The sequence below is a fragment of the Deinococcus betulae genome (assembly GCF_020166395.1).
Classification (GTDB): domain Bacteria; phylum Deinococcota; class Deinococci; order Deinococcales; family Deinococcaceae; genus Deinococcus; species Deinococcus betulae.
Window position 1 is genome coordinate 42,287 of record NZ_JAIQXU010000023.1, and the last position, 24,878, is coordinate 67,164.

Annotated in this window: 26 protein-coding genes; 13 read left to right on the forward strand and 13 right to left on the reverse strand. The window is 65.5% G+C overall.

Annotation, left to right across the window (positions count from 1 at the left end; all coding sequences use genetic code 11):
- Positions 1 to 30 precede the first annotated feature (30 nt).
- From K7W42_RS16345 to mqnB, 3 genes are all read right to left on the reverse strand, one after another.
- The gene (locus K7W42_RS16345) at positions 31 to 768 is read right to left on the reverse strand and encodes a hypothetical protein (RefSeq protein WP_224575913.1); all 738 of its coding nucleotides are present in this window, start codon (positions 766 to 768) and stop codon (positions 31 to 33) included.
- A gap of 223 nt (positions 769 to 991) precedes the next feature.
- Complete coding sequence (locus K7W42_RS16350; protein ID WP_224575914.1) at positions 992 to 1,963, reverse strand: ABC transporter substrate-binding protein; 972 nt, start codon at positions 1,961 to 1,963, stop codon at positions 992 to 994.
- A gap of 246 nt (positions 1,964 to 2,209) precedes the next feature.
- Positions 2,210 to 2,884, reverse strand: coding sequence for a futalosine hydrolase (gene mqnB / locus K7W42_RS16355; protein ID WP_224575915.1), 675 nt, complete (start codon positions 2,882 to 2,884; stop codon positions 2,210 to 2,212).
- A gap of 178 nt (positions 2,885 to 3,062) precedes the next feature.
- Between mqnB and K7W42_RS16360 the strand changes: the two genes are divergently transcribed.
- From K7W42_RS16360 to glmU, 5 genes are all read left to right on the forward strand, one after another.
- Positions 3,063 to 3,791, forward strand: a complete 729-nt coding sequence (locus K7W42_RS16360; protein WP_224575916.1) for an SDR family oxidoreductase — start codon at positions 3,063 to 3,065, stop codon at positions 3,789 to 3,791.
- 198 nt (positions 3,792 to 3,989) lie between these two features.
- Complete coding sequence (locus K7W42_RS16365; RefSeq protein ID WP_157460111.1) at positions 3,990 to 4,217, forward strand: twin-arginine translocase TatA/TatE family subunit; 228 nt, start codon at positions 3,990 to 3,992, stop codon at positions 4,215 to 4,217.
- A 10-nt stretch (positions 4,218 to 4,227) separates the two neighbouring features.
- Complete coding sequence (gene tatC, locus K7W42_RS16370; RefSeq protein WP_224575917.1) at positions 4,228 to 5,010, forward strand: twin-arginine translocase subunit TatC; 783 nt, start codon at positions 4,228 to 4,230, stop codon at positions 5,008 to 5,010.
- 78 nt (positions 5,011 to 5,088) lie between these two features.
- Positions 5,089 to 6,018, forward strand: coding sequence for a prolipoprotein diacylglyceryl transferase (locus K7W42_RS16375; protein WP_224575918.1), 930 nt, complete (start codon positions 5,089 to 5,091; stop codon positions 6,016 to 6,018).
- Between the two features lie 146 nt (positions 6,019 to 6,164).
- Entirely contained in the window at positions 6,165 to 7,619 is a 1,455-nt protein-coding gene (glmU, locus tag K7W42_RS16380; protein ID WP_224575919.1) for a bifunctional UDP-N-acetylglucosamine diphosphorylase/glucosamine-1-phosphate N-acetyltransferase GlmU, read from the forward strand.
- A gap of 146 nt (positions 7,620 to 7,765) precedes the next feature.
- Here the strand turns inward: glmU and K7W42_RS16385 are convergent, their stop codons facing one another.
- The gene (locus tag K7W42_RS16385) at positions 7,766 to 9,136 is read right to left on the reverse strand and encodes an MFS transporter (RefSeq protein WP_224575920.1); all 1,371 of its coding nucleotides are present in this window, start codon (positions 9,134 to 9,136) and stop codon (positions 7,766 to 7,768) included.
- A gap of 81 nt (positions 9,137 to 9,217) precedes the next feature.
- Here K7W42_RS16385 and K7W42_RS16390 point away from each other — a divergent pair, with 81 nt between their 5' ends.
- A complete protein-coding gene (locus K7W42_RS16390; protein ID WP_224575921.1) occupies positions 9,218 to 9,625 on the forward strand; it encodes a GNAT family N-acetyltransferase in 408 nt (135 codons plus the stop codon).
- Here K7W42_RS16390 and rnhA read toward each other — a convergent pair.
- Complete coding sequence (gene rnhA, locus K7W42_RS16395) at positions 9,612 to 10,160, reverse strand: ribonuclease HI (protein WP_157460105.1); 549 nt, start codon at positions 10,158 to 10,160, stop codon at positions 9,612 to 9,614. The genes K7W42_RS16390 and rnhA overlap by 14 nt on opposite strands.
- Positions 10,161 to 10,201: 41 nt before the next feature.
- Here rnhA and K7W42_RS16400 point away from each other — a divergent pair, with 41 nt between their 5' ends.
- The 3 genes from K7W42_RS16400 (at position 10,202) to K7W42_RS16410 (ending at position 12,170) form a co-directional block, all read left to right on the forward strand.
- Entirely contained in the window at positions 10,202 to 10,660 is a 459-nt protein-coding gene (locus K7W42_RS16400) for a DUF4870 domain-containing protein (protein ID WP_157460104.1), read from the forward strand.
- Positions 10,661 to 10,733: 73 nt separating this feature from the next.
- Complete coding sequence (locus K7W42_RS16405; protein ID WP_224575922.1) at positions 10,734 to 11,489, forward strand: PIG-L deacetylase family protein; 756 nt, start codon at positions 10,734 to 10,736, stop codon at positions 11,487 to 11,489.
- A gap of 129 nt (positions 11,490 to 11,618) precedes the next feature.
- The gene (locus K7W42_RS16410) at positions 11,619 to 12,170 is read left to right on the forward strand and encodes an SRPBCC family protein (RefSeq protein ID WP_224575924.1); all 552 of its coding nucleotides are present in this window, start codon (positions 11,619 to 11,621) and stop codon (positions 12,168 to 12,170) included.
- Positions 12,171 to 12,333: 163 nt separating this feature from the next.
- On the opposite strand, the gene K7W42_RS16415 is transcribed toward K7W42_RS16410, so the two are convergent.
- Positions 12,334 to 12,663: a hypothetical protein gene (locus K7W42_RS16415; protein WP_224575925.1), complete on the reverse strand. Its 330-nt coding sequence runs from the start codon at positions 12,661 to 12,663 to the stop codon at positions 12,334 to 12,336.
- Between the two features lie 91 nt (positions 12,664 to 12,754).
- Positions 12,755 to 15,682 carry a type I DNA topoisomerase gene (gene topA / locus K7W42_RS16420; RefSeq protein WP_224575926.1) on the reverse strand — a complete coding sequence of 976 codons (2,928 nt, stop codon included), beginning with the start codon at positions 15,680 to 15,682 and terminating at the stop codon, positions 12,755 to 12,757.
- 320 nt (positions 15,683 to 16,002) lie between these two features.
- On the opposite strand from topA, the gene K7W42_RS16425 reads away from it, so the two are divergent.
- Positions 16,003 to 16,569, forward strand: a complete 567-nt coding sequence (locus K7W42_RS16425) for a YdcF family protein (protein ID WP_224575927.1) — start codon at positions 16,003 to 16,005, stop codon at positions 16,567 to 16,569.
- 92 nt (positions 16,570 to 16,661) lie between these two features.
- Here K7W42_RS16425 and murJ read toward each other — a convergent pair whose 3' ends face one another.
- The 4 genes from murJ to K7W42_RS16445 form a co-directional block, all read right to left on the reverse strand.
- Positions 16,662 to 18,275, reverse strand: coding sequence for a murein biosynthesis integral membrane protein MurJ (gene murJ, locus K7W42_RS16430; RefSeq protein WP_224575928.1), 1,614 nt, complete (start codon positions 18,273 to 18,275; stop codon positions 16,662 to 16,664).
- 64 nt (positions 18,276 to 18,339) lie between these two features.
- Positions 18,340 to 18,804, reverse strand: a complete 465-nt coding sequence (locus K7W42_RS16435) for a hypothetical protein (RefSeq protein ID WP_224575929.1) — start codon at positions 18,802 to 18,804, stop codon at positions 18,340 to 18,342.
- Entirely contained in the window at positions 18,804 to 19,247 is a 444-nt protein-coding gene (locus K7W42_RS16440; RefSeq protein ID WP_224575930.1) for a uracil-DNA glycosylase, read from the reverse strand. Before K7W42_RS16440 ends, K7W42_RS16435 begins: the two co-directional genes overlap by 1 nt.
- A gap of 22 nt (positions 19,248 to 19,269) precedes the next feature.
- Positions 19,270 to 19,407, reverse strand: a complete 138-nt coding sequence (locus K7W42_RS16445; RefSeq protein ID WP_224575931.1) for a hypothetical protein — start codon at positions 19,405 to 19,407, stop codon at positions 19,270 to 19,272.
- Positions 19,408 to 19,606: 199 nt separating this feature from the next.
- Here K7W42_RS16445 and tdh point away from each other — a divergent pair, with 199 nt between their 5' ends.
- Both tdh and trpS read left to right on the forward strand, forming a co-directional pair.
- Positions 19,607 to 20,635 (forward strand): L-threonine 3-dehydrogenase, encoded by a 1,029-nt coding sequence (gene tdh, locus K7W42_RS16450; RefSeq protein WP_224575938.1) that lies wholly within the window; start codon positions 19,607 to 19,609, stop codon positions 20,633 to 20,635.
- Between the two features lie 601 nt (positions 20,636 to 21,236).
- Positions 21,237 to 22,244, forward strand: a complete 1,008-nt coding sequence (gene trpS / locus K7W42_RS16455; RefSeq protein WP_224575932.1) for a tryptophan--tRNA ligase — start codon at positions 21,237 to 21,239, stop codon at positions 22,242 to 22,244.
- Between the two features lie 157 nt (positions 22,245 to 22,401).
- Here the strand turns inward: trpS and scpB are convergent, their stop codons facing one another.
- Both scpB and K7W42_RS16465 read right to left on the reverse strand, forming a co-directional pair.
- Entirely contained in the window at positions 22,402 to 22,941 is a 540-nt protein-coding gene (scpB, locus tag K7W42_RS16460) for an SMC-Scp complex subunit ScpB (RefSeq protein ID WP_224575933.1), read from the reverse strand.
- The gene (locus tag K7W42_RS16465; RefSeq protein WP_224575935.1) at positions 22,938 to 23,552 is read right to left on the reverse strand and encodes an L-threonylcarbamoyladenylate synthase; all 615 of its coding nucleotides are present in this window, start codon (positions 23,550 to 23,552) and stop codon (positions 22,938 to 22,940) included. Before K7W42_RS16465 ends, scpB begins: the two co-directional genes overlap by 4 nt.
- Positions 23,553 to 23,618: 66 nt before the next feature.
- Between K7W42_RS16465 and pilC the strand changes: the two genes are divergently transcribed.
- Entirely contained in the window at positions 23,619 to 24,839 is a 1,221-nt protein-coding gene (gene pilC, locus K7W42_RS16470) for a type IV pilus assembly protein PilC (RefSeq protein WP_224575936.1), read from the forward strand.
- Positions 24,840 to 24,878 lie beyond the last annotated feature (39 nt).

Consider the following 24,878-nt stretch of genomic DNA (forward strand, 5'->3'; position numbering starts at 1 on the left):
AGACATCGAGGCCGGCCTGCACGTCCCGGCTTAAAACTCCAGGCGGCCGCGCGGGCCACTCAGGCGCGCCAGCTTTTCCGGCGTCCACAGCTCGTAGGGGTACATGGGGTACTGGCGCTTGAACCGGCCCACACGGTCCCAGACTTCACGCGACTCGAAAGGCACCACCAGAATCAGACGAATCACGCTGTCCTCGGCGTCATAGACATAGAAGTCAAAGTGAAAGGCCTGCTCGTTGCCCTTGTCGGTAAACAGAGGAAACGAAAAGGGCCGGTAGCGCCACGCCTTGCGCTTTTCGGTCAGAATCTGCGCGGCCACCCGCTTGAGGTTGCTGTCGGGAAAGGTTAGGCCCTCGCCGTCGCGGTCCTTAAACACGCGGTCAGGGGCGGGGGCGTCCAGCTGCACCCGCTTGAGTTCGGGCAGCGGCTTGCGGCGCTGAATCTGACCGGCGCGGCCCTGCTGTCCGGTGCGCCCCGAACCACCACCTTCGCCCGGCGTGCCCCGGCTTTGGCCAGGCCCACTCCGGCGCGGTCCGCCGCGAGTCTGGCCCGCGCGGCCACTTCCACCCGCTGTGGTTCCGCTGCTTTTGCCCGCTGCGCCGCTGCGCGCGGTCTGGGGGCGGTCGGGTCGCTGCTCGCTCCGGTCGCTGCCCGCCGCTGCGCTGCGTTCCCGCGCCGGCCGGCTGCTGTCACGTGTGGCGCCGCCGCGCCCCTGTGCGGTGTTGCGTTTCGGGGCTCGGCCCCGTGAACCCTTCTTAGGCCCCGTCATCCCTTCAGTGTAGCGGGCAGCGGGAAAGGGGAGGGCGCGGCGCGGTGAACCGGAGGAGAAGGCGCCTTTCTTTGCCCCTGCGCTGTTGCCACTTTCGCCGCGGTGCCAGCCCGCTCAGGTCATGCAGAGCATGTGCCGTCTCAGAGGCAACCCCGCCGCCATGACGACAAAGGAGCCTCCGCAGAGACTCCTTGAACTGCGCTCTTCACGCTGCGCCCGGCGCTTATTTTGCCAGGCCGCGAATAATGTTCAGGTTCACGAATTTGCTCAGGTCCGGCACGTCCCGCGCAAAGCCGGCTTCCTTGTTCAGTTCGGCGTATTCCGCCAGCGTCTTGAGGTTGATATCCCAGGTGACGCGGGTGCGGGCCAGCGCCTTGAACAGCTCGGCGCTGCCCGGCCGCTTGCCGGTAAAGGTATTGATCTGTTCGGCGATGGCCTTTTGCGCCCCCGCGTTGCTGCTGCCAATGAACTTGATGGCGTTCAGGTGCCCGCGCAGCAGGTCGGTCAGGGTGTCGGGATTGGCAGCGGCGTACTTGGTGTTCACGACCAGCACGGTTGTGGTGTAGTTGCCCCCTTCCCAGATGGCCTTTTCATTGGCAATCAGGCGGGCGCCCTGCGTTTCCATGACGGCGCCCCAGGGCTCCTGCACCAGCGCAGCGTCGACCTGCTTGGCCGCAAAGGCGGCGGGCATGTTGGCCGGGTCAATGGGCACGATGGTCACCGTGCCGCCCTCATCGCTGGCCTTTAGGCCGTTTTCGTGCAGCAGGTGGCGCAGGCTGATGTCCTGCGTGGAGCCGCGTGTGGGCACAGCGACCTTTTTGCCCGCCAGGCCCTTGACGTTGCGCACGCCACTGTCCTTGCGCGCCACCAGCACCGCGCCCGCATTGGCGGCGCCGGCGTAGACCTGAATGGGCACGCCGCGCATAAAGGCGTTCATGGCGGGGCCAGGTCCGACATAGGCGGCGTCAATGGCGCCCGCTGCAAAGGCCTCATTGATCTGCGAGCCGTTGGCAAACTCCTTGACGACCAGCTTGACGCCCCCCAGTTCCTTCTGGAAGATGCCGCGCTGCACGCCCACCAGGCCGGCGGCGTGGGTGACATTGGGGAACACGCCCAGACGCAATTCTTTGGCCTGCTGCGCGCCAGCGCCAGCGACCAGGCTTAGGGTGAGTAGAGAGAGAAACGCACGCTTCATGAGGCCTAGAATAGCAGATAAGTTGAGTTATTTTATCAACTAAGCTGGGGGCATTGGGGGTGCTTTTGAGGATAAGAGGGCACGCTGTGGCAGCCGTCTTGCGCTTTTGTGATGGGCCCCAGGTCACCACAGGATTTGAAGGCAGATCAGAGCGGGCCGCTCATCTGACACGGTCCCTCGTCCCAGCGCTATGGCGTGCTGTTGCCTGAGGCGGCTCTTACATCAATCAGGCATTGCCCTCCCAATTCAGTCAGGTCTCTGGGGCTCAGCAGGCCACTGCTGGGCCACGCTCAGCACCGCCTCCAGGCCACGCCGGGTGGCGGCCAGCGCTTCGGGCAGACGCCACACGGCCCGGTCCCGTGGTCCCACCGGATTACTGACGCCGCGCACCTCCAATGCCGGCACACCCGCCAGCAGCGCCGCATGGGCCACGCCGGCGCCCTCCATGCCTTCAGTCAGGGCACCGGGCCAGCGCTCTGCCAATGCCCGCGCCCCTTCGTGCGAGCCGGTTACGCTGCACAGCGTCAGGGCCGGCCCACAGGCAGCGCCGGCCACGCGCGCCGCCTCCACCGCGCCGGGCCAGACCGGAAAGACTGCCCCCTGGGTGCGGTCTGGCTGCACCGACAGCCCCAGGGCGTCCAGAGGCAAAAAGGTTTCCCCATCCCAGGCTCCCAGGTCGGCCTGCACAATGACGCTGGCCACCGCCAGGTCGCCCGGCACCAGGCCCGAGCCAGGGTAGGCCCCGCCAATGCCGGCACTGACCACCAGGTCGGCGGGTGTCTGAGTCAGGGCGCGTGCGGTGGCGAGCGCCGCCGCCACAGGGCCCACGCCGCTGACGACCACCCGCGCACCGGGGCCAGCCTCCAGGTCGCGCAGCCGCTCGGCCTCACCAGCGGTGGCCACCACGATCAGAACGTTCATGCCCGCAGGCTAGAGCAGGTGACGGAGGCGTGCGCGGGCTGGAGGTGGAGGCTCATGCGGACACTGGTTGACTCACCTCTGCCCATCAGTTGAAGTGGGCTGACGGCTGCGGCGTGCTCCCCTTGCTTCTGGCCCGAGGGGTGAACGGCACAGCCAGAATCCGGATAAGGTGGCCGCTATGACCCTCTTTCGGCTGGACGGTAAACGCGCCCTGGTCACGGGCGGCAGCAAAGGGATCGGGCTGGCCGCTGCCCACGATCTGGCGCGGCTGGGTGCCCACGTTACGTTGGCGGCGCGCGGCGAGGAGGCGCTGCGCCGCGCCGCGGACGCCCTGGGCGCGCGCTGCGTCGTGGCGGACGTGAGCACGCTAGAGGGCGTGCAGGCCGCCGTGGAGGCCGCCGGCCCAGTGGACATTCTGGTCAGCAACGCAGGCGGCCCGCCCCCCGCCCGGCCCAGCGAGGTGGACGAGGCCGCCTGGACGCAGGGCTTCCAGACCACCTTTCTCAGCACCGCGCGCCTGGCCACCGCCGTGCTGCCCGGTATGCGGGACCGGCGCTGGGGCCGCATTATCGCCATCACCAGTCTGACGGTGGGGCGCCCGGCCCTGACCCTGCCGGTCAGCAACGCCATGCGCGCCGCAGTCACCAACCACCTGAAGACCCTGGCGCTGGAGGTCGCCGCCGACGGCGTGACCTGTAACACGGTGGCCCCCGGCTACACCGCCACCGAGCGCCTGCGCGCCCTGCACCGCGACCCAGCCGACGCCGAGGCGCTGGCGACGCGCATTCCGGCCCGCCGCTTTGGCGAGGCCAACGAGGTGGCGGCGGCCGTGGCGTTTCTGGCCACCAAAGAAGCGGCGTACATCACCGGCCAGGAACTGCTGGTGGACGGCGGCTGGAGCATCTGACCCGTCCCACAAGCTGCAAAAGACCCCGCTTCAGGCCGGACGGGCCGCGCGTGGCGGACATTCACCGTCCTTTGATCAACGCCGATTAAGGTTTGATAGGTGAGCTGAGGTCAATCTGCCGGCCCACCAATCGCATACCTTCAAGGCAGAGAGACGGCCGCGTAGAGTGCGGCCCCGCCTTCCTAAGGAGACACGAACATGGGACCCCTCGAAATTATCCTGATTGTTGTTGTGATTGCGCTGGTGTTTGGCGCCCGCAAGCTGCCCGAACTGGGCAAGGGCCTGGGCCAGGGCATCAAGGAATTTAAGCGTGAAACCCACCAGCCCGTCACCCCCGTGACCGATGTGCCCTCGCGTCAGCTGGACCCGGTGACCGGCGCCCCGGTGGTCACCCCCGCCGAGCCGGTCGCGGAGCGCCGCAGCTGAGGAGGGCCACATGACCCACGGCACGGACCCCATCTCGGCCCTGAAAAGTGCGCCGCTGTTTGACCACCTGGACGAACTCAGAAAGCGCATCGTCATCAGCCTGGTGTTTCTGGCGCTGGGGCTGGTGGTGGCCTTTCAGTTTCGCGTGCAGCTGATCGAACTCCTCAAGGTGCCGCTGACCTATTCCACGCAGTACGCCGCCGGCACCGTCAAGCTGGTCACGCTGCAACTGACTGAACAGCTCATGCTCAGCCTGAACATCTCGTTCTGGGCGGGCCTGGGGCTGGCGCTGCCGTTCATTCTGGGACAGGTCTGGGGCTTTATCGCGCCGGGGCTGTACGCCCATGAGCGCCGCTGGGCGCTGCCCTTTGTGCTGGGGGCTGGCCTGTCGTTTCTGGGCGGCGTGCTGTTTGGGTACAAACTGGTGCTGCCGACCATGGTGCCGTTCCTGGCCGACTTTATGGCCGGGGCGGTCGAAGGCACGTTCAGCCTGGGCAATTACATCGGCATGATCACCACGTTTCTGGTGGCTTTCGGCCTGTCGTTCGAGATGCCGATTCTGGCGGTCATTCTGACCCGAATTGGCATTGTGAACCATGTGCTGCTGCGAAAAGGCTGGCGGATAGCGCTGGTGGCCATCATGGCGGCGGCGGCCATCATCACGCCCACGCCGGACCCCATGAACATGCTGCTGGTGGCCGTGCCTCTGTACGTGCTGTACGAACTGGGCGTGCTGCTCTCGCGCGTCTTCCGCCTGCCCCCGCCCGAGGAAACCCCCGCGCTGGGCCTCTGACCACCCCGCTTTTTCTGGCCTATCTCTTGCAGACAGGCCGGTTTTTTTTGGCCGGAAGCCCTACACTACGAAGCACCTATGGATCCAGTGTTCTTGCAGATTGGCAGTTTCACGATTGCCTGGTACGGCGTGCTGATTACGCTTGGCATTGTCGCGGGCGTATGGGTTGGCACGAAGATGGCGCGCGAGCGCGGCCTGAATGTGGACCTGTTTAACGACATGATCTTGTGGATGATTGTCTGGGGTCTGGTCGGCGCCCGGCTGGTCTTTGTGGCGACCTCGTGGCACCAGTTTGAGAACATTCCCTTTCCGCGCGTGCTGCTGGATATCGTCAACCTCCGCCAGGGCGGCATCTCAATTCACGGCGGCCTGATTGGCGGCATTCTGGTCATGCTGTATTACGCCCGCCGCAAGGGCATGGACTTTTACCGCTACGCCGACCTATGCGTGCCCGGCGTCGCCTTTGGCATCATCGGCGGACGTATCGGCAACATCATGAACGGAACCGATACGGTGGGGCGCGTCACCGGCTGGCCGGTCGGCTTCCGCTGGCCCGACGGCGCCCGCGCCTTTCACGACGGCATGTGTATCAAGAATGCCAACCCCGACATGGACCTCTCGCAGTACTGCCAGGAGATCGGCGGGCAACTGGTCATGACGGCCCCCGTTCACTTCACGCAGCTGTACGGCGTGATTATCGGCATCATTCTGTCGGTGGCGGCGTTCTTCTGGCTGCGCTCGCGCATTCCGGGCTGGGCGTTCTGGCAGTTCTGGCTGTGGTACTCGCTGCTGCGCGCCGGCTGGGAAGAGACCTTCCGCCTCAACCCCCTGTCGCCCAAGGCCTACCTAAATCAGGGCCTGGACGCCCCCGGCATCGGCCTATTCACCGACACGCACCTGATCAGCATTCCGCTGATTCTGGTCAGCATCTGGATGCTGGTGCGCCTGCGTCAGAAAAAGGCCGAGGTGACGGCCCCTACGCCCGCCACCGAAGCGCCCAGCGTTTAAAGGTCCGAATTCCTCGTGGCTCCTCAGGGAGCCATTTTTTTGTGCCGCAGTCTCGGCGCAGGGACTCGTTGTGCTGGATGCAGAAGGCGTGGGGGTGGCCCCTCACGGCCTCTGGGTTCTATTCAGACTGGTACAGTAACCGCCGTATGAGTGAGACAAATCGTCCCCTGGACGTGGTGATTCTGGCGGCGGGGCAGGGCACCCGCATGAAGTCCGCCTTGCCCAAGGTGCTGCATCCAGTGGCGGGCCGCCCGATGGTGGCCTGGGCGGTCAAGGCCGCGCAGGACCTTGGTGCGCGCCAGGTGATCGTGGTGACCGGTCACGGCGCTGACCAAGTTGAGGCGGCGCTGCAAGCCCCTGGGGTGGCTTTTGCCCGTCAGGAGCAGCAACTGGGCACTGGTCACGCTTTCCTGAAAGGGCTGGACGCCCTGCAGCGTCACGGCGACGCCGACGTGCTGGTGCTGTACGGCGATACGCCGCTGCTGCGGGCACAGACTCTGCGCGACTTGCTGGCCGACCACCGTGAGCGGGGCAGCGCCTTTACTGTCCTGACCGGCGAACTGCCCGACGCCACCGGCTACGGGCGCATCCTGCGGGATGAGGACGGTGCAGTGGAGCGCATCGTAGAGCAGAAAGACGCCACCCCCGAGCAGCGCGCCGTGCGCGAGTTCAACTCGGGCGTGTACCTCATGGACGGGCGCGCGCGCGACCTGGCCGGGCGCATCACCAACGAGAACGCGGGCGGCGAGTATTACCTGACCGACCTGCTGGGGCTGTACCGCGAGCAGGGTGCGGCCGTCCAGGCCTTCAAATTGGCCGACCCCGACGAGGTGATGGGGGCCAATGACCGCGTGGGTCTGGCCGACGCCCAGCGCGTCCTGCGCGCCCGCCTGACCGAGCACCACATGCGCGCGGGCGTGACCATTCCCATGCCCGAGACGGTCTTTATAGAGGACACCGTGCAAATTGACCGCGACGTGACGCTGGAACCCGGCGTCATCGTGCGCGGTCAGACCCGGATTGCCAGCGGCGTGACGGTAGGCGCCTACAGCGTCCTGACCGACAGTGTGCTGGCTGAAGGCGTCACCATTAAGCCGCACAGTGTGCTGGAAGGCGCGCAGGTGGGGACTGGCAGCGACGTGGGCCCGTTTGCCCGGCTGCGGGCGGGCACGGTGCTGGCAGAGGGCGTGCACATCGGCAACTTCGTGGAAACCAAGAATGCCCAGCTGGCCGCTGGCGTCAAAGCGGGGCATCTGGCTTACCTGGGCGACGTGAGCATCGGCCAGGAAACCAACGTGGGCGCCGGGACCATCGTGGCCAACTTTGACGGCGTGAACAAGCACCGCACGCAGGTGGGCGCGGGTGTGTTTATCGGCAGCAACTCCACCCTGATTGCGCCGCGCATGGTGGGCGACGCCGCCTTCATTGCGGCGGGCAGCGCCGTTCACGATGATGTCCCCGAAGGCGCCCTGGCGGTCGCACGCGGCAAACAGCGCACGCTGGAGGGCTGGTCACGCCGTTACTGGTCGGGCCTGCGTGACAAGGTGCAGGTGAAGTTGCCGTGGCTGGCGGGCTGGCTGGAGCGGGAAAGCAGAGAGTAAAAGGGGAGATCGGCAAGGCAGCTGACCTCTAGCCTTTGATAGAAACTGATGAAAGGGCGGCCTGAGCGAGTGCTCTGGGCCGCCCTTGCCAATGATTCAGCAGTCGAATGGGGAGCGACCCGCAGGTGCCAATATTTCCTGCTCTCTCAAGAGGCTGGCACTTCTTTTGCATGTGCTGACAGGCTGGGGTCTTCGACTCGCCGCATCACCGGGTTCAGCAGTTGCAGGGCGGCCACAGCGGCCAGCAAGAGCCCGGCCACGATGGCCACGCCCCCCGGCGCGTAGCGGGCGGCCAGGACGCCGGCCAGAGCGGTGCTGGCAGGCGAGGTGAACTGGGCAATCAGGCGGCGCACGGAAAACACGCGGCCCTGCATTTCGGGCGGCACCTGCGACTGCCAGATGCTCTGCGAGTGGGCGTTCATGGTGGGCAGGGTCAGACCCATGACAAACAGCGCGGCAGCGGCGCCCAGCACGGTCGCACTGGCCCCAAAAGCGGCGAAGGCCAGGCCCGACACCACCATCGGAATCAGCACGCCCAGCACCCGCTGGTGCTTCAGGCCGCCCCAGGTGCTGATCAGCAGGCCGCCCAGTAGGCCCCCCACGCTCTGGGTAACCGCCAGGGTCGCCAGAGCGGCTTGTAGCGTGCCGCCGCGCGCCTGCCAGTCGGCGGCGAGTCCAAACTTGACGATCAGCGGCTCCAGCACGCCCAGGTTGCTGGTGCACAGGTTGGCGACGGCAAACGTCAGCAGCAGCGCCAGCAGTGGCCGCCGCGATCCGATAAACACCCAGCCAAAGCGCATGTCCTGGGCCAGCGTGGGCCGCGTGTCGGCCGGTTGCGGTGCGGGGGAGGGCACCGACAGCCGCCAGAGGACTGCGGCGGCCAGCACGAACGTCAGGCCGTCCACGGCGTAGGCAAACGGCACGCCGTCATTCAGCCCGCTTAGCCACGCCGGGGCCGCGCCTGTGTCGCGCAGCAGGGCCGGTACCCCAATCAGCAGGGCCGCCGCCGCTGGCCCCACCAGGCCCGCCAGGCTCCAGACCGTCTGCATCAGTCCGTTGGCGCGGGGCAGGCGGTCGCGGGGCACCAGCGAGGTGTAACTGGCATCAAACGCCGAGCCGTGAAAGGTGGACACCAGGCCCATCAGTGCCGAGAGCGCCACCAGTCCCCACAGCGGGGCGGCAGGCAGCAGCAGCAGCCCCAGCAGCGCAAAGGTCAGGGCGGCCCCGGCCAGGTCGCAGGCCAGCATGATGCGGCGCCGGTCATGGCGGTCGGTCCACGCCCCGGCCAGCGGCGCCGTCAGGGTGGCCGCCAGCGTCCAGGCCAGCGCGGTGAGCGAGAGGGCCGCCGCCAGCTGCGGTTTTTGCTCGGCCAGGGGAAAGCGCGTCTGCGTCAGGTAGATGTTGAAGGCAAAACCGGCGATGGCCGACCCAATCACGCTCATCGCCTGCGACCCCCACAGCCACAAGAAGGTACGCCAGCCGTCCGGCGGCTGCAAGGAGGAGGCTGGGTTGGTCATGACCCCCAGCGTAGTCCGGTGCGCGGCCTCCCCACGATAAGCACAATGGCGGGGCCATCTGCCCTACCCCTAGCCTGAAGCATGCTGCGCCCAATCCTGTCTCTGCCGGTCACGGCCCTGCTGACGCGCGCCATGTTTCCCAACCCGGTGCGGGTGCAGGCTGAACTGGAGGCCTACCGCACCGATCCAGCACGCCAGGTCTGGGTGTGGGAGGCCCAGGGCCAGCCCGCCAGTGCCGCTGGGTTACGGATAGAGGGAAGGCACGCCACCCTCCTGCATATCGCCACCGCGCCCGGTCAAGAGCGGCAGGGGTACGGCGGCGCGCTGCTGCGTGCGGTCACTGGTCACCTGGACCTCCTGACCCTGAGCGCCGAAACCGACGACAGCGCCGCCGACTTCTACCGCCGCTGCGGCTTGACGGTGCAGGAGGTGCCGTCGCCCTGGGTGGGCCGGCGCTACCGCTGCGAGTGGCGGGCTACGCCTTCCTGAGCTTCTTGCGCTCCTGCACGGCCAACTCGTCAACTCGCTCGTTTTCGCCGTGCCCGGCGTGGCCCTTGACCCACACGAAGGTCAGGGCGTGCAGCCGCGCCTGGGCAATCAGGTCTTCCCACAGGTCCTGGTTTTTGACGGGGTCGCCGCCCGCCGTCTTCCAGCCGTTGCGCTGCCATTTCAGAATCCAGCCGTCCGTAAAGGCCTTGCGCAGATACTGGCTGTCGGTAACCACCCGCACCTGACAGGGCCGTTTGAGCATCTTCAGACCTTCGAGCAGGCCGCGCAGCTCCATGCGGTTGTTCGTGGTGCCTGCCTCGTGGCCGCTCAGAACCAGCTCCTTGCCCTTGTAGTTCAGGATGGTGGCCCAGCCGCCATGCCCCGCCTGGGTGTCGCAGGCGCCGTCGCTGTACAGGTCCACGTTTTCACCCTGAATAGGCTGCTCGGGCTGAATGCCGGCCTGGATGGGCAGGCGGTCACGCGCCGCCGCCTGCGCCTTTTGCGCGGCGCTTCTGACTGGTCGGCCTCGGGTCATCGCCTGGGAACTGTAGGCAGAGGGGGGGCGTAGTGTCAAGCATGACCCGCCTGCCCGCCCTCCTCCCCGAAGCCGAGCGAACGCCCGCCATCCTGACCCACCTGTCGCCGCTGGCCGGACTGCTGCTGCCCACGCTGGGCAATATTCTCGGGCCGCTGATCGCCTGGCTCGCCCTGCGTGACCGCAGCCGCGCCCTGGATGAACAGGGCAAAGAGGCCCTGAATTTTCAGCTGAGTGTCTGGCTGTACGGCCTGGTGCTGGGCGTGCTGGCCTTCGTGCTGTTCAGCCTGGGCCTCATTGGCGGCGCGGTGGGCGCCGTGACCCGCCCCGAACTGGCGGGCCTGGCCGTGCTCGGGACGTTCAGCACGTTTTTCCTGTTCTACCTCCCCGTCATGGTGGTGCTGGGCCTGATTCCCTTCGTGTTCATGATTGTGGCGGTGGTGCGCGTCAGTGCCGGGCAGCCGTACCACTACCCGCTGACCATCCGGTTTCTAAGGTAAGTGGGGAAGGGCAAGTAAAGCAGAGCTGAGCCTCTTCCGCTCCCCACGCTCTCCTTCCCACTATCCTGCCGTCATGCGACTGATGGCTGTCTTTGCCCACCCCGACGATGAGATTGGCTGCGCAGGCACCCTGGCCCGCCACGCCGCGCGCGGCGACGAGGTCATGTTGGTCTGGACCACGCTGGGCGAACTTGCCAGTCAATTTGGTGACGCCCCACACGAGGAGGTGCGGCGGGTACGGCGCGAACATGGGGCATGGGTGGCGCAGAAGCTGGGCGCCCAGCACCATTTTTTTGATATGGGCGACAGCCGCATGACGGGCGGCCGCGCCGAGGCACTACTCTTGGCGCGGCTGTACGCCCGTTTTCGGCCCAACGCGGTGATCACCTGGAGTGACGACCACCCCCACCCCGACCACCGCATGACCGCCAAAATTGCCTTCGACGCCATCACGCTGGCCCGCATCCCCAAAATCATCAATGAATCGGGCGGCGGGGTGGCCATGCCGCCCGCCCCGGACCTGAGCGGCGACGCGGCCCCCGAGAGTGGGGAGGACCTGGGGCGCCTGGATGCCTGGCGCGATCCCGTGCGCTTTTACCAGTACTACGCCCCCGCCAGTCCCTATCCAGAAGTGTTCGTGAATGTCACCGACACGCTGGATGTGGCCGTAGAGGTAATGGCGTACTACCAGACTTTCTACCAGTGGCCGTGGACCGCCGAGCAGTACCGCGCCGGCCGGGCGGAGGTGGGTCGCCTGGCCGGGGTAGGCGCCGCCGAGCGCTTTACCCTGCGCGCGGCCCATCTCCGGGCCAGAGATTATCTGGATTGATGAGGCGGAAGAGCGGCCAAGTGGCCTGAAGAAGCGGGGACTTACGGCGCTGTACGACAGGGGTGCTGGCAAAGCCTGACCATCGGGGACACGGCCCTGGCCCTGCCCGCGCTACAGTGACCCCTATCTATGGCTGACCCCATCAGTATCAAGCAGACCATCGTCGTTCGGTCGCGTCCAGACGTGCTCTACCGCCTGGCGCTGGAACCCAGGCGGCGCGTGCAGTGGGACCCCAACCTGGTGCAGGCCGACTATGAAGGCCCGGAAGGCCGCCTCGCCAACAACGCCCGCGTGAAGTTCAAGTTCTCGCGCCGCCTGCTGGGACTGCGCTTTACCGCCAAATATGGCCAGCTTCAGGCCCCGCAGCGGGGCGGCTGGGAAAGCGTGCGCCATGTGGGCCCTCTGGACAAGCTCACCCAGAGCTGGGTCTTCCGGCCCATGCCCGGCGGCACGGAAGTGACCATGACCGTGAACGCCCGCGTGCGCTTTGGCTTCGTGAAGGTGCCCCTGGAGCGCATCCTGCACAACATGGTCGCCACGACCCTGCTGGAATTGCAGCGCCGCGTGGACGCCCAGGGCGCGCAGCTGCTGGAAGACATGGGCCGCGAGATGCAGGAGCGCCAGAAGGCCGAGAAAAAGGCCGCCAAGGAAGCGCAGAAGGCGGCCAAGCGCAAGAAATAGCGCTGGGCTGGGAAGAGGAGGCGACCAGGGGCAAGGGCCTCTGGTCGCCTCCTCTTTGATGGTGCCGCCATAAGAGAAAGACGGATGCTGGCGCCGAAAACACAGGTCAAGCCCAGCAGCTGAATCTCAACTTCTCTCTGCAAGAGGCGGCCAGCTGGCGCTGCTAGAGAGCCGGCTCTCTGTGCTCGCCTTCTCCCACCAGCATCAGCACCGTGCCGTCTTTGGTGCCAAAGGCTGTCCAGGGTTCGTGCGCCTGCACCCCGTACCCCTCGGCAGGGCGCAGACGCACGAAGTTGCTTAGGGGCAGGTCCACCACAGCTTCACCGCTCAGGCAGATCAGCCAGCCGCTCACCTGCGGGCCGCTCAGGGTGCCCTGAAGCTGCACCACCTGCACGGCACTGCCGGGCAGCCGCACCCACTCACCGGGCGTGCCCTGTGCCAGCCGCGCCAGGTGCAGCGCCTGGGGGGTATCGGGGGCCAGGGCGCGGGGCATCAGGAGCCGCCTCCTGGGGCAGTCCAGGCGTCAAAGCGCTGGAGGGTCAAGGGCATTACTTTCCCTCTGACCCTCCGACACCTCCTCACCTTCACCCGCCCCTGGCGGCCTGGTTCAGCTTCTTGCTGGCTTGCAAGGCCATGCCTTTGGCCTTTTTCACGTCCAGACCCAGTTCAGGCGCCACATCCTCGACCTTGCGGCCCTGCTCGCGGGTGGCGGTCACCAGCTGACGTTCCTGGGCGCTCAGGACATCCAGGTGCGACTTCAGATCAGCCCAGGTGAAGGTGGCCTTGGCGGGGGCCGCCTTCGGGGCCGCTTTGACTGGCTTCTTGGCCGCTGTTTTGGCCGCCGGCTTGGTGCCCGCGCGGCCTGCTTTGGCTGTGCCCGTTTTCGTGGTGGCTTTGCTGGCCGTCGCCTTCTTGGCGGAGGCCGCTTGGCGAGGTGCCTTGCCCGGTTTCTTCTTGGGCTCCTTGCCGCGTTCTTCCAGAATCTCCAGGGCGCGTTCGGCGGTCAGGGTGGCCTCGTCTTCACCCTTGCGGAGGGTGGCGTTGCGCTCGCCGTCGGTCAGGTAGGGGCCAAAGCGGCCGGACTTCAGCACAATCGCGGCGCGGCCCTCGTAGTCAAAGGACCGCAGGGGCGGCGCCGCAGCGGCCCGGCCCCGCCCAAAGCGCGGCTGCATGAACAGTGCCTCGGCTTCCTGAAGCCCGACCGTGAACAGCTCCTCGTGACTCGTCAGCGAGCGGCTGTCATTGGCCCGCTTCAGGTAGGGGCCGTATTTGCCGTTCATGGCCCAGACCTCTTCGCCCTCGCTGACCCCCACCAGTCGCGGCAGGCTCAGGAGTTTCAGGGCGCGCCCCAGGCTCAGGGTGCCCAGGTCATCGCTGGGAAAGAGACTGGCCGAACGCACCGGCGGGTTGGTGTCCCCCAGGGTGACATAGGGCCCGTAGCGTCCGGCGCGGGCCACCACAGGGTGTCCAGTGGCGTCGTCCACGCCCAGCACCCGGTCGCCACTGGGCCGTGAAAGGAGTTCCTCGGCCTTATCGGAGGTCAGTTCGTCGGGGGCCAGGTCGTCGGGGAGGTTGGCCTTCTGATCCCCTCGCTCCATGTAGGGGCCGTAGCGGCCCACACGCACCTCAATGCCGGTGTCGTCCAGCTTGGGGACGCGAATCGTGGCAATGCCGCGCGCATCAATCTCACCCATTTTGGAGTCGATCAGGGGCCGCAGGGCCATCCCCTCGCCGTGGTCACCCAGGTAGAAGCGCCGCAGGTACGGCACCCGCTGGGCGCGGCCCCCGGCGATATCGTCCAGATCCTCTTCCATCTTGGCCGTGAAGTCGTAGTCCACCAGACGCCCAAAGTGGTGTTCCAGCAGCGCCGAGGTCGCAAAGGCTGTCCAGCTGGGCACCAGCGCCTGCCCCTTCTTGGCCGCGTAGCCCCGGTCCTGAATGGTGCCCAGGATGCTGGCGTAGGTGCTCGGGCGGCCAATGCCGGCGCCTTCCAGGGACTGCACCAGACTGGCCTCGGTGTAGCGGGCGGGGGGCTGGGTCTCGTGGCCTTCAGCCTTGACGGTCTCGGCGGTGACGCGCTCGCCCTCTTTGAGGGGAGGCAGCGGGGTTTCGCGGTCTTCCAGGGCGGCGCTGGGGTCATCGCTGCCCTCTACGTAGGCGCGCAGAAATCCGGGGAAATCAATGGTGCGGCCCGAGGCACTGAGCCCCACCGCCTCGCCCGTCTTTGCCGTGCCGCCCAGGCGCACCCGGAGGCTGCGGCCCCGCGCGTCGGCCATCTGGCAGGCCACCGTGCGTTTCCAGATCAGGTCATAGAGGCGCCACTCATCGCCGCTCAGCTCACCGCGCAGGCTATCCGGGGTGCGGAAGCGGCTGCCCGCCGGGCGAATCGCTTCGTGCGCCTCCTGGGCATTCTTGGCCTTTTTGGCGTACACGCGCGGCTGAGGGGAGAGGTAGTCCTGGCCGTACATCTGGCCCACCTGGGTGCGCGCCGCCGTCACGGCCTCACTGCTCAGGTTGGTCGAGTCCGTGCGCATATAGGTGATGTAGCCCTGCTCGTACAGCTTCTGGGCCGCGCGCATGGTGCGGGTGGCGGCAAAGCCCAGCTTGCGGCTGCCTTCCTGTTGCAGGGTCGAAGTAATAAAGGGTGGATAGGGCCGCTGGGTAAAGGGCTTCTCCTCGGCGCCGGTCACCGTGAGGGGCTGGCCGGTCAGCCCGCTGGCCAGGTCGCGCGCTTCGGCCTCGGTCAGGAGGCGCACGGCGCCACCCTCTTTCAGCTTGCCCGTCAGCGGATCAAAGTCCTTGCCCACCGCCAGCCGCTGCCCGGCCACATCCGTTAGGCGGGCCGGGAAGGTCTGGCCCGGCGCGGTCTTGCCGGTTACCAGCAGGTCCCACCACTCGGCCGACACAAAGCGCATCCGCTCACGCTCGCGCTCGACCAGCATGCGGGTCGCCACACTCTGCACGCGGCCAGCGCTCAGTTTGGGCGCTACCTTTTTCCACAGGACCGGGCTGACCTCGTAGCCGTACAGGCGGTCAAGCGCGCGGCGGGCCTCCTGGGCTTCCACCAGGTTGGTGTCGATCTGGCGTGGGGAGGCGATGGCCGCCTGAATGGCTTCTTTCGTAATCTCGTGAAAGACCATGCGGCGCACCGGCACCTTGGGTTTCAGTTCCTGGTACAGGTGCCAGGCGATGCTCTCGCCCTCGCGGTCATCGTCGGTGGCCAGGATAATCTCGTCGGCGTCCTGGGCCATCTTGCGCAGCTTGGCGACGTGCGCCCGCTTTTCAGGGGCGACCACATACAGCGGCTGAAAGTCGTTTTCAATGTCCAGGCCCAGCCGGGCCCAGGCCTTGCCCTTGTATTTCTCGGGGATGTCGGCCGCACTTTTCGGCAGGTCGCGGATGTGACCAATGCTGGACTCCACCGTGTATCCCTTTCCGAGATACTTCTCGATGGTACGAGCTTTGGCCGGCGACTCGACGATAACAAGTGTGTGGACAGATGTTCTGGGCATAAAAGAAAGCTCTCCCTGACAGGAAGTCAGACCGGAGCGTAGCATGCCCTTCGCCAGCCTTCCGGAAGAACCGGCCCAATACCTCCTTATCTTTGATGTGGACTCAGGGCGCAAAGGACCGCTCCTCTCAAGAGCATCGGTTCATCAGTGGTGGTTGAGGTGAATTGCCGGGCTGGTCCCGTAGGTCCGAAGAGTGGCGTAGGACGTTGACCTCGGTGTCCAGCTGGTTGCACAGCTCTAAGAAGGGCTGTTGGCTCGGTGTCCTGCGACTCTCACCTGACCGTCAGGCTTGAGATTTTGTTCATGCTAGGCTGGTTCTTATGCGTTCGCGCGGCGCCGTTCTCTCGACCTTGCCTTTGACCGTGGCCGCTTTGCTTGTTGCTGGGTTTCTGTTGACGCCGGGGCTGCGTGCGCCCAGCGCCGCCGTGCCGTACCCTACCCTGGTGGTGCTGGGCGCGGCGCAGTATGCCGGACACCCCAGCCCCGCCTTTCAGCGCCGCCTGGACCACGCCCTGAAGCTGTACCGGGCCGGCGGCGTGCGCGCGGTGGTGGTCACCGGAGGCCGCCGCCCCGGCGACCCCTATACCGAGGGCGGAGTCGGTACGGCGTACCTGAACGAACATGGGGTGCCGGGCCGCGCCCTGATTGCCGAAACGCGCAGCCGCACCACCATTGAGAACCTGCGCAATGCCCGCACCTCCCTGCCGCCGCGTACGCCGGTCACGCTGGTCACCGATGAAGCGCACGCCCCACGTGCCCTGGCCCTGGCCCGCGCGCTGGGCCTGGAAGCCAACGTCAGCGCCAGCCCTCTGAGCACGCAGGTGAGCCGGGTGTACCTGCTGCGGGAGAAGCTGGCGCTGATGGGCTACGCGCTGCTGGGCATTTAAGGGGTGGGGGTGCAGCAGTTGTCGGGGGAGGGGAGAAGAGGAATGGACGCCCGGGCTGAGCAGGTGCCTTTCCTCGTCTTCCCAGGGCTTACCTACCGCCGGAGCCGCCTCGTCACTGCGGCCACCTCAGGGAGCTTGAGGACCAAGGCGCCGGCCAGGTAGGCCCCCAGGCCCACGCCACCGGCCACCACCAGGCCCAGGATGCCCTGCACGATAAAGCCAGGATCAGGCAAGACTCGCGCCACCAGCCAGGCCAGGCCGCCCGCCGCCGTCGCCAGCGGCACCACCCGCGCGAGGTGCCCGGCGATTTCTCGGCCCGGAAAGCCCACGGCGCGGCGGTACAGGACAGTCAGGGCGCCCGCCATCAGCACCCCGCTGAGCGTGGTGGCCAGGCCAAAGCCCATCAGCCCCAGCGCCGGCACCAGCAGGCGGTACAGCCCGACCTCCAGCACAAAGCCGATGGCGCTCACCGTGACGGCTTCGCGGGTGCGTTCGCGGGCGTAGAAGGTGCGCAGCAGCACGGTGACCAGTGCCCAGGGCACCAGCGCCAGCGCCCAACCGGTCAGAATGCCGCTGCCCGCTGCAAATTTGTCCAGTTCTTCAGGCAGGCGCGGCACTTCCAGATTAATCACACTGATGGCGTAAGGGGCCAGAACAACCATCAGCGCGCTCATGGGCGCCGCCAGAAACGTGGTGGTGCGGATGGTCTGGGCCGTGAGCTGCTTGAAAAGCGTCCAGTCTCCTTTGGCGGCCGCCTCGGAGAAGCGGGGAAAGACCGCCAGCACCGGTGAAACGATAAAAAGGCCATTGACCATGGTGAATAGTGCCTGCGCGTTGAAGTAACCGCTGGTGGTCCCGTCTGGAAACAGCTGCCGGTTCGACAGCAGGTTCAGGACATACACATTCAAAAATTGCCGCGCGCCCGCGGTCAGGGTAAAGGGGGCCATCTGACGCAGCACGCGCCCCAGGGCCGGGTGCGGCTTCAGGCTGGGGGTGGGCAGGAGCCCAAAGCGGTGCAGCGCCGGGAGTTGCACGACCAGCTGCGCCACGCCGCCCAGCAGCCAGCCGAAGCCCAGCCAGGTCGCCGTATCGGGCAGCAGCACCAGCGCGGCGATGCTGGCGAGGTTAAAGGCAATAGGGGCAAAACTGCTTTCCCGGAAATGCTCGTCGGCATTCAGCAGACCCATCGCCACGGCCGAGAGGCTGATCAGCATCAGAAATGGCATGACCAGGCGCGTCATGTAGACGGCCAGGTCGCGGTCCACATTGGGCGTGGCCGAGAGCAGCAGGTCCACGACCAGCGGCGCGGCCACGATGCCCACGGCCATCAGCAGCAGGTTCACGGCCAGCATCACGCCGCTGAAGGTCTGGGCCAGCTGGCGCCGCCCGGCCTCGTCCAGCGATTTATAGACCGGAATAAACGAATTGACCAGCGCGCCCTCGGCTAGTAGCTCGCGCAGGAGGTTGGGCACGGTGACCGCCACGTTAAAGGCGTCGGTCAGCCCCGTGCCGAACAGGTTGATGATCATCTGGCGCAGGATGCCGCTCAGACGCGAGCCCAGCGTGCCCAGCATGATGATGATGGTGTTGGCCTGAAGGCTGCGCCGGGGCGGTCCCGGCGGCGGCGAGGCGGGCGGTCCAGCGTCCTCGAAGGTCAGGTTAATTTCGGGTGGGGCCGGCGGTGGGCCGGAGGGCGGAAGACTCACCGGGCCACTGTAGTGCGTCCGACGATTTCCAGGCGGCGTGGAGTGGGACAGGGCGCCCCAGCGCTCAGGGAACCTGCGCCGCGTCCTCTCGGGCTTCGCCCTGCGGCCCGATCTGCACTTTCGGGGCGCCGAAGGTCACGGCCAGGGTCAGCCGCGCCAGATACTCGCGCAGGTGGTCGGGCAGGTCGGTCACCGCGAGAGGGTGGCGGGGAGCAGCCACCAGGCGGTACACCCCAGGCTGACCCTGAACCCAGTCATACACGAACGCGCCGCGCTCCTGAGGGCCCGTCAGGTGGTCGTCAAAACCGCCTGCCAGGGCGTTGGGTTCTTCAGCTGCGAGTCGGGTGTCAATCCAGACATGGACCGCTTCAAGCAGTTCCTCGGAGCGCAGGGCGGCTTCGGGCACCGTGTCGTCACCAGCCGCCAGAAACTGCGCCACCTGGCCGGTGCGGTCAGCGGCAAACCAGTCGAATTCCACCCCCGCAATTTCCTCTCGGGTCAGCGGGGTGTGCGTGGAGCCTTCGGTCATCACGAGCGGGGGTTGAGCAGGTTCTGCACGGTGCTGGGGGCGGCCGGGAAGGCCACGCGCACATGAACAGTGGTGCCGGGCACCGTGGCCGGGTCTACATTAATCCAGTGGCTGGCCAGGACCGGCGGCGTGGGCTGGGGGTCAATGGCCCGCACCAGCACGCGCCCGGCGGCTGGCACCAGAGCACACCAGCCTTCCTGGGAGGCGCCGAAGGCCCGGATAGGCAGCACGCTTTGCAGCGTCAGGTCGTCAGGGGTGGCCCAGTATTCGATGAGCAGGCTGGCCTGGCTGCGCCCCAGGTCCTCGGGGACCACGTCCAGCTGCACCTCGACGGCGTCGGGTTTGCCGGGGACCAGATTCATCCAGCCGGGGACCACCAGACGCCCGCTGCGGGTGCTTTTAAACTGCTGGGCGCTGGGTTGCTGGCCTGTGGGTTGGGTCATGTCCCCAGAGTAGCGCCTGGGCCTAGCGGCCCTGCACCGTGCGAATCAGGGCGCGCACCCCCAAGAAGCCCACCGCGAAAAACAGCAGCGGCACCAGATTCACGTTCAGTTCGGCGTCCTTTTCAGGTTCCAGGGTGTTCTGGCGGCGGTACTTGATCATAGGTCGCAGCGTAAGGCACGTGGGCTCAGGCTGGCGCTGGTTTCGCCTTCACGCAGGCTTTGGACTCGGCCCGGCTGCCAGGGTGTCCAGCGCGCGGGGCCTTTCGTGGTCCCGGTTGTTGCGCGCCGCCGCCGAGAGGGGTAGAACGGCGCCCGTGACCCCTGACGCCCACCTGCCCCAGAACCCGCCGGCACAGACCATGCGCGCCCTGAGCAAAGCCCACGCCGAAGAAGGCATCTGGATGACCCAGGCCCCTGTGCCTGCGCCGGGGCCAAACGACCTGCTCATTCGCGTCAAGAAAGGCAGCATCTGCGGCACCGACGTGCATATCTACAAGTGGGACGAATGGGCGCAGAAGACCATTCCGGTGCCCATGATCGTGGGCCACGAATACGTGGGTGTGGTGGCCGGTATCGGCAGCGAGGTGCGCGGCTTTCAGATAGGTGACCGCGTCAGCGGCGAGGGCCACGTTACTTGCGGGCACTGCCGCAACTGCCGCGCCGGGCGCCGCCACCTGTGCCGCAATACGCTGGGGGTGGGCGTGAACCGCCCCGGCTCCTTCGCTGAATATCTGGTGCTGCCGGCCTTTAACGCTTTCAAGCTGCCCGACGATATCCCAGACGAAATCGCCGCCATCTTCGACCCGTTTGGCAACGCGGTGCATACCGCCCTGAGCTTTGACCTTGTAGGGGAAGACGTGCTGATTACCGGCGCCGGCCCCATCGGCGTGATGGCGGCGGCCGTGGCCAAACACGTGGGCGCGCGCAACGTGGTCATTACTGACCTGAACGAGTACCGTCTGGACTTGGCCCGCCGCATGGGTGTGACGCGCGCTGTGAATGTGGGGCAGGAAGACCTAAAAGCCGTGATGACCGACCTGGGCATGACAGAAGGCTTTGACGTGGGCCTAGAAATGAGCGGCTCTGGCCCGGCCTTTGCGCAGATGGTGCAGGTGATGAACAACGGCGGCAAGATTGCGCTGCTGGGGATTCCCTCCGGCCGGGTGGACATTGACTGGAACGCGGTGATCTTCAAGATGCTGACCATCAAGGGCATCTACGGCCGCGAGATGTTTGAAACCTGGTACAAGATGGCCGCCCTGATCCAGTCGGGCCTGGACCTGTCGCCGGTGATTACCCACCACTACGGCATCGGCCAGTACCAGGAGGGCTTTGACGCCATGCTGAGTGGCCAGAGCGGCAAAGTGATTCTGAACTGGGAGGAGTAAAGGAGAAGGGGAGTGGGGGCAGTACGGGGAAAAAAGAAAAGTGGGTTGGTCGTTACACCCCAGCCCATTGCTCCCCAGCTTGACATCCCTCCCACGAGCCGGAAGGTCGAAAAGGCCCGCCTGTCTTTCAAAAGTCGAACCTCTCGCCCGCACCAAGACTCCTTGCCCCTCTACCGCCCAGGTCCAGGCAAGGCCATTGTGCGCGCAGCGCGCAGGCCCTTGTGCTGGGCGGCAGGATGGCGTCGAGGCCGGACACGTTACCGAAATGTGCGGCCTCGACAACGCCAGTAAAAACTCTTGCCCAGTGCCAACGTTGCTCCCCCTGCCCCTTTGGGGAGGGGGCTGGGGGGTGGGGCGAATCAGTAACTTCAACTTCCCCACAAAGCTCTCCCGCCTCTCTGCGCCATCTGGCCGATGCGCACTTCTGATGCCAGCCCCGAGACTTCACCCATGAGCAAGCAGACGCCCCGTCAGTGGTGGCCCCAGGTAACGGGCCGCCCCTTGTCTGACGCCTGAACACTGTTCATCCCGTCAGTCCGCGCCCCGATCTACACCGGGGCGCGGCTTTTTTGTCGTTTCTTTCCCTTCAAGGAGGCCATCCATGACTCTTACACCCCGTCCTCGCGTATTGACTGGCGACCGCCCAACAGGCCGCCTCCACCTGGGCCACCTGGCCGGTTCCCTCAGGACCCGCGTGGCCCTGCAAGACACCCATGAGCTGTTCGTGCTGGTGGCCGATGTTCAGGCGTTGACCGACCATTTTGACCGCCCCGAGGTGGTGCGCGCCCACATTCCAGAAGTGATGTTGGATTACCTGGCCGCCGGCCTGGACCCCAGCCGGGTGACGTTTGTCTTGCAGTCGGCGGTGCCGGAACTGGCCGAGCTGACGCTGTACCTGCTGAATCTCGTCACGGTCTCCAAACTGCGGCAAAACCCTACGGTCAAGACCGAAATTGGTCAGAAGGGTTTTGGCGACGCCGTGCCCGCTGGCTTTTTCATCTACCCGGCGGCCCAGGTGGCCGATATCGTGGCGTTTGGCGCGCAGGTGGTGCCGGTCGGTGAGGACCAGCAGCCCATGCTGGAGTTGAGCCGCGAGGTGGTGCGGCGCTTCAATGGTCTCTACGGCAACACCCTGACCGAACCGCAGGCGCTGCTGTCGGCGGTGCCGCGCCTGCCGAGTCTGGACGGTCAGACCAAAATGGGCAAGTCGCTGGGCAACGCCGCCTACCTCTCCGATTCACCCGATGAACTGAGGCGCAAGGTGATGGGCATGTACACCGACCCCGGCCACCTGCGCGCCAGCGACCCAGGGCAGGTGGAGGGAAATCCAGTCTTCACCTACCTGGATGCCTTTGACCCGGACACGGCGAGGGTGGACGCTCTCAAAGCCCATTACCAGGCTGGCGGCCTGGGCGACGTGACGGTCAAGCGGCATCTGCTGGATGTGCTGGAAGAACTGTTGATTCCCATGCGGGCGCGCCGAGCTCACTATAAGGCTGACCCGGCTGGCGTCATGGCGCTGCTGCGTGACGGAACAGACCGGGGCCGTGTCGTTGTCGCCCAGACCCTGACCGACGTCCGGGCCGCACTCAACCTCGTTAGACTGTGACGGCCCTAGGAAGTGCCATGCTTCCTCGCAGGCTGAGGCTGGAGGACAGGCCTTCACTCTGGCAACCACCGCGCTTCATCGTCATCCCTGACAGGTGCGCTCTCGTTCCGCTGAGAGAGCATAAGGAGCCGGTCAGCGGTCAAGTCTCCACCAGGGCCTACCCACGCAAGAGGTGGGCAAACCCGGTGTCGTCCAGCGGCGGCAGCGCGTCCAGTGAGGTCAAGCCGAAGTCCAGTAAAAAGCGCTCTGTGGTGCCGTACAGCAGCGGTTGGCCCACACTGTCAGCGCGGCCCACCACCTTGACCAGTTCCCGCTCCTGCAGGGTCATGACCGTGCTGGCACTGCCTCCGCGCATGGCCTCTATCTCGGCGCGGGTCACGGGCTGACGGTAGGCAATAACGGCCAGGACCTCCAGCGCCGCGCTGCTCAAGGTCGGAAGAGGTGGAGGCGCCAGCAGCGGCGCCAGGTGTGGAGTCAGGGCCGGCGGCACCACCAGCCGGTAGCCTCCCGCAACGGCCTCAACCAGAAAACCCAGGCCCGCCTCTTCAACCTGCAGGGCAAAAGCCTCTACCTCGCGCCGGGTCCTGTCTTCTGTCACCCCCAACACACCAGCCAGTTCCGCTGCGCTGATCGGCCGCCCAGCCGCTAGAAGTGCGGCGCCAATGAGGCTGCGAAACGGCGGCGCGGCGTTTGTCATCTTGATGCTGCTTCGGCTAGACGCGCCCAGAGGGTCGCTTCCGGCAACGCCCCTTCACGCAGCACACGCCGTTCGGGCAGCAGGAACACGGTGCTCGGCAGGCCCAGGCAAGGCACGCCGCCGTCGGGCAGTGTGAGGTCGCCCAGGCCGGTCGCCTGGGCCTGCGCTTCGGTCAGGGCCGCCGGTTCTCCGCTGAGGTTGCAACTGGTGGTCGCCAGCGCGCCTCCACACAGCCGCAGGAAAGCCAGTGCGACCGGATGGTCAGGCACCCGAATCCCCACCCGGCCTTCCGGGGCCAGCAGAGGTGGGCAGTCTGCCGAGGCCGGCGCTACCAGCGTCAGCGGCCCTGGCCAGCAGGAATTTAGGGCGTGCCACTCAGCGCTGGGCTGCACCAGGGCCGCTCCATCTGCTGCGCTGGCGCACGACACCTGGACGGGTTTGGCCGCGTCTCGTCCCTTTAAGGCATACAGCCGCCGGATACCGGCCTCCTGCTGAGGATGAGCCGCCAGCCCCCACACCGTTTCGCTGGGATAGGCCACCACACCGCCCGCTGCGATGGCGCGCGCCGCCTGCCGGAGCAGGGCGTGGGGAAGAGGCAAGGGCTCGGTCATGTGAAGGGTTCAGAGTGTGACGTACTGTAAGGCGGGCGCAAGACGCGCTGCCTATACTGTTTCAGTATGCCCGTCTTTGAATACCGCGTGCGTGACCGCTCCGGCAAGGTGCTGAAATCCCAGATGGAAGCCGAGACGGCCACCCAGGTGCGCGACGCCCTGCGTGCCAAGAACCTGATGATTGTCGAGATCAAGCCGCCCAAAAGTGGCCTGAGCGCCGATATCAAGATCCCCTTTTTAGATAACCGTCCTCCCAATCTTAAGCAGGTGGCGGTATTCAGCAAACAGCTGGCTACCCTGATTAACGCTGGAGTGCCGCTGGTGCAGTCACTGGCTATTCTACAAAAGCAGATTGAACACAAAGGCTTTCAGGGTGTGGTCAAAGAGATGCGTACAGATGTTGAATCTGGAACGCCCTTAAGCGAAACATTGGTCAAATATCCTAAGATATTCAACCGTCTGTTCGTAAATCTTGTGCGGGCGGGTGAGACGAGCGGTACGCTAGACACAGTACTGGAACGAATTGCAGCCTTTCAGGAAAAAGAACTAGCTCTGCGCGGAAAGATTAAGAGTGCCTTGACTTATCCAGTTGTGGTGCTCGTTTTTGCCATCCTGATTACCTATTTTCTTTTGACAACTATTGTCCCACAATTTGCGGGAATTCTGGCACAGCTGAATGCGCCCCTCCCACTCATTACGCGAGTGCTAATGGCGGTTTCGGACTTTTTAAAGAGCTCAGGCTTACTTATTTTCGCCATCGTTGCGGCTATTGTATTTGCGTACCGTGCCTACTATAAGACGCCTAAAGGCCGCGTATTAATTGATGACATCAAACTTAAGATTCCCGTTTTCGGCAACCTATTGCAAAAAAGCGCTATTAGTTCTTTTGCTCGGACCTTTGGCTTACTAATTAGTAGTGGTGTGAACATTATTGAGAGCCTCGAAATCACGAAGGGCACTGCTAATAATGCTATTGTGGAAGACAGTATTGAAAATGCCAAAAATGTGGTGATGGTCGGCGAACAAATGAGCTCTAGTCTTGCCACCAGCAAAGTTTTTCCTCCAATGGTCGTCAGCATGATTAGCATCGGTGAAGAAACCGGCTCGCTGGACGACATGCTAAATAAGGTGGGGGACTTCTACGACCGGGAAGTGGATGAGGCCGTCGACAGTATGACTGCCGCTATCGAGCCACTTATGATCGTGTTTCTGGGGGGCATCGTGGGGGTTATTGTGGCCGGGATGTTCCTGCCGATGTTCAGCATCATTGGGCAGCTGAGTCAATAAATGTGTCTATTGGCACTTGATTTGGCCACATCCGCCATC

Coding starts and splice junctions, on each gene's coding strand:
- K7W42_RS16345 (WP_224575913.1), bottom strand. CDS start 768: ATGACGGGGCCTAAGAAGGGTTCACGGGGCCGAGCCCCGAAACGCAAC.
- K7W42_RS16350 (WP_224575914.1), bottom strand. CDS start 1,963: ATGAAGCGTGCGTTTCTCTCTCTACTCACCCTAAGCCTGGTCGCTGGC.
- mqnB (WP_224575915.1), bottom strand. CDS start 2,884: ATGAACGTTCTGATCGTGGTGGCCACCGCTGGTGAGGCCGAGCGGCTG.
- K7W42_RS16360 (WP_224575916.1), top strand. CDS start 3,063: ATGACCCTCTTTCGGCTGGACGGTAAACGCGCCCTGGTCACGGGCGGC.
- K7W42_RS16365 (WP_157460111.1), top strand. CDS start 3,990: ATGGGACCCCTCGAAATTATCCTGATTGTTGTTGTGATTGCGCTGGTG.
- tatC (WP_224575917.1), top strand. CDS start 4,228: ATGACCCACGGCACGGACCCCATCTCGGCCCTGAAAAGTGCGCCGCTG.
- K7W42_RS16375 (WP_224575918.1), top strand. CDS start 5,089: ATGGATCCAGTGTTCTTGCAGATTGGCAGTTTCACGATTGCCTGGTAC.
- glmU (WP_224575919.1), top strand. CDS start 6,165: ATGAGTGAGACAAATCGTCCCCTGGACGTGGTGATTCTGGCGGCGGGG.
- K7W42_RS16385 (WP_224575920.1), bottom strand. CDS start 9,136: ATGACCAACCCAGCCTCCTCCTTGCAGCCGCCGGACGGCTGGCGTACC.
- K7W42_RS16390 (WP_224575921.1), top strand. CDS start 9,218: ATGCTGCGCCCAATCCTGTCTCTGCCGGTCACGGCCCTGCTGACGCGC.
- rnhA (WP_157460105.1), bottom strand. CDS start 10,160: ATGACCCGAGGCCGACCAGTCAGAAGCGCCGCGCAAAAGGCGCAGGCG.
- K7W42_RS16400 (WP_157460104.1), top strand. CDS start 10,202: ATGACCCGCCTGCCCGCCCTCCTCCCCGAAGCCGAGCGAACGCCCGCC.
- K7W42_RS16405 (WP_224575922.1), top strand. CDS start 10,734: ATGCGACTGATGGCTGTCTTTGCCCACCCCGACGATGAGATTGGCTGC.
- K7W42_RS16410 (WP_224575924.1), top strand. CDS start 11,619: ATGGCTGACCCCATCAGTATCAAGCAGACCATCGTCGTTCGGTCGCGT.
- K7W42_RS16415 (WP_224575925.1), bottom strand. CDS start 12,663: ATGCCCCGCGCCCTGGCCCCCGATACCCCCCAGGCGCTGCACCTGGCG.
- topA (WP_224575926.1), bottom strand. CDS start 15,682: ATGCCCAGAACATCTGTCCACACACTTGTTATCGTCGAGTCGCCGGCC.
- K7W42_RS16425 (WP_224575927.1), top strand. CDS start 16,003: ATGCGTTCGCGCGGCGCCGTTCTCTCGACCTTGCCTTTGACCGTGGCC.
- K7W42_RS16435 (WP_224575929.1), bottom strand. CDS start 18,804: ATGACCGAAGGCTCCACGCACACCCCGCTGACCCGAGAGGAAATTGCG.
- K7W42_RS16440 (WP_224575930.1), bottom strand. CDS start 19,247: ATGACCCAACCCACAGGCCAGCAACCCAGCGCCCAGCAGTTTAAAAGC.
- K7W42_RS16445 (WP_224575931.1), bottom strand. CDS start 19,407: ATGATCAAGTACCGCCGCCAGAACACCCTGGAACCTGAAAAGGACGCC.
- tdh (WP_224575938.1), top strand. CDS start 19,607: ATGCGCGCCCTGAGCAAAGCCCACGCCGAAGAAGGCATCTGGATGACC.
- trpS (WP_224575932.1), top strand. CDS start 21,237: ATGACTCTTACACCCCGTCCTCGCGTATTGACTGGCGACCGCCCAACA.
- scpB (WP_224575933.1), bottom strand. CDS start 22,941: ATGACAAACGCCGCGCCGCCGTTTCGCAGCCTCATTGGCGCCGCACTT.
- K7W42_RS16465 (WP_224575935.1), bottom strand. CDS start 23,552: ATGACCGAGCCCTTGCCTCTTCCCCACGCCCTGCTCCGGCAGGCGGCG.
- pilC (WP_224575936.1), top strand. CDS start 23,619: ATGCCCGTCTTTGAATACCGCGTGCGTGACCGCTCCGGCAAGGTGCTG.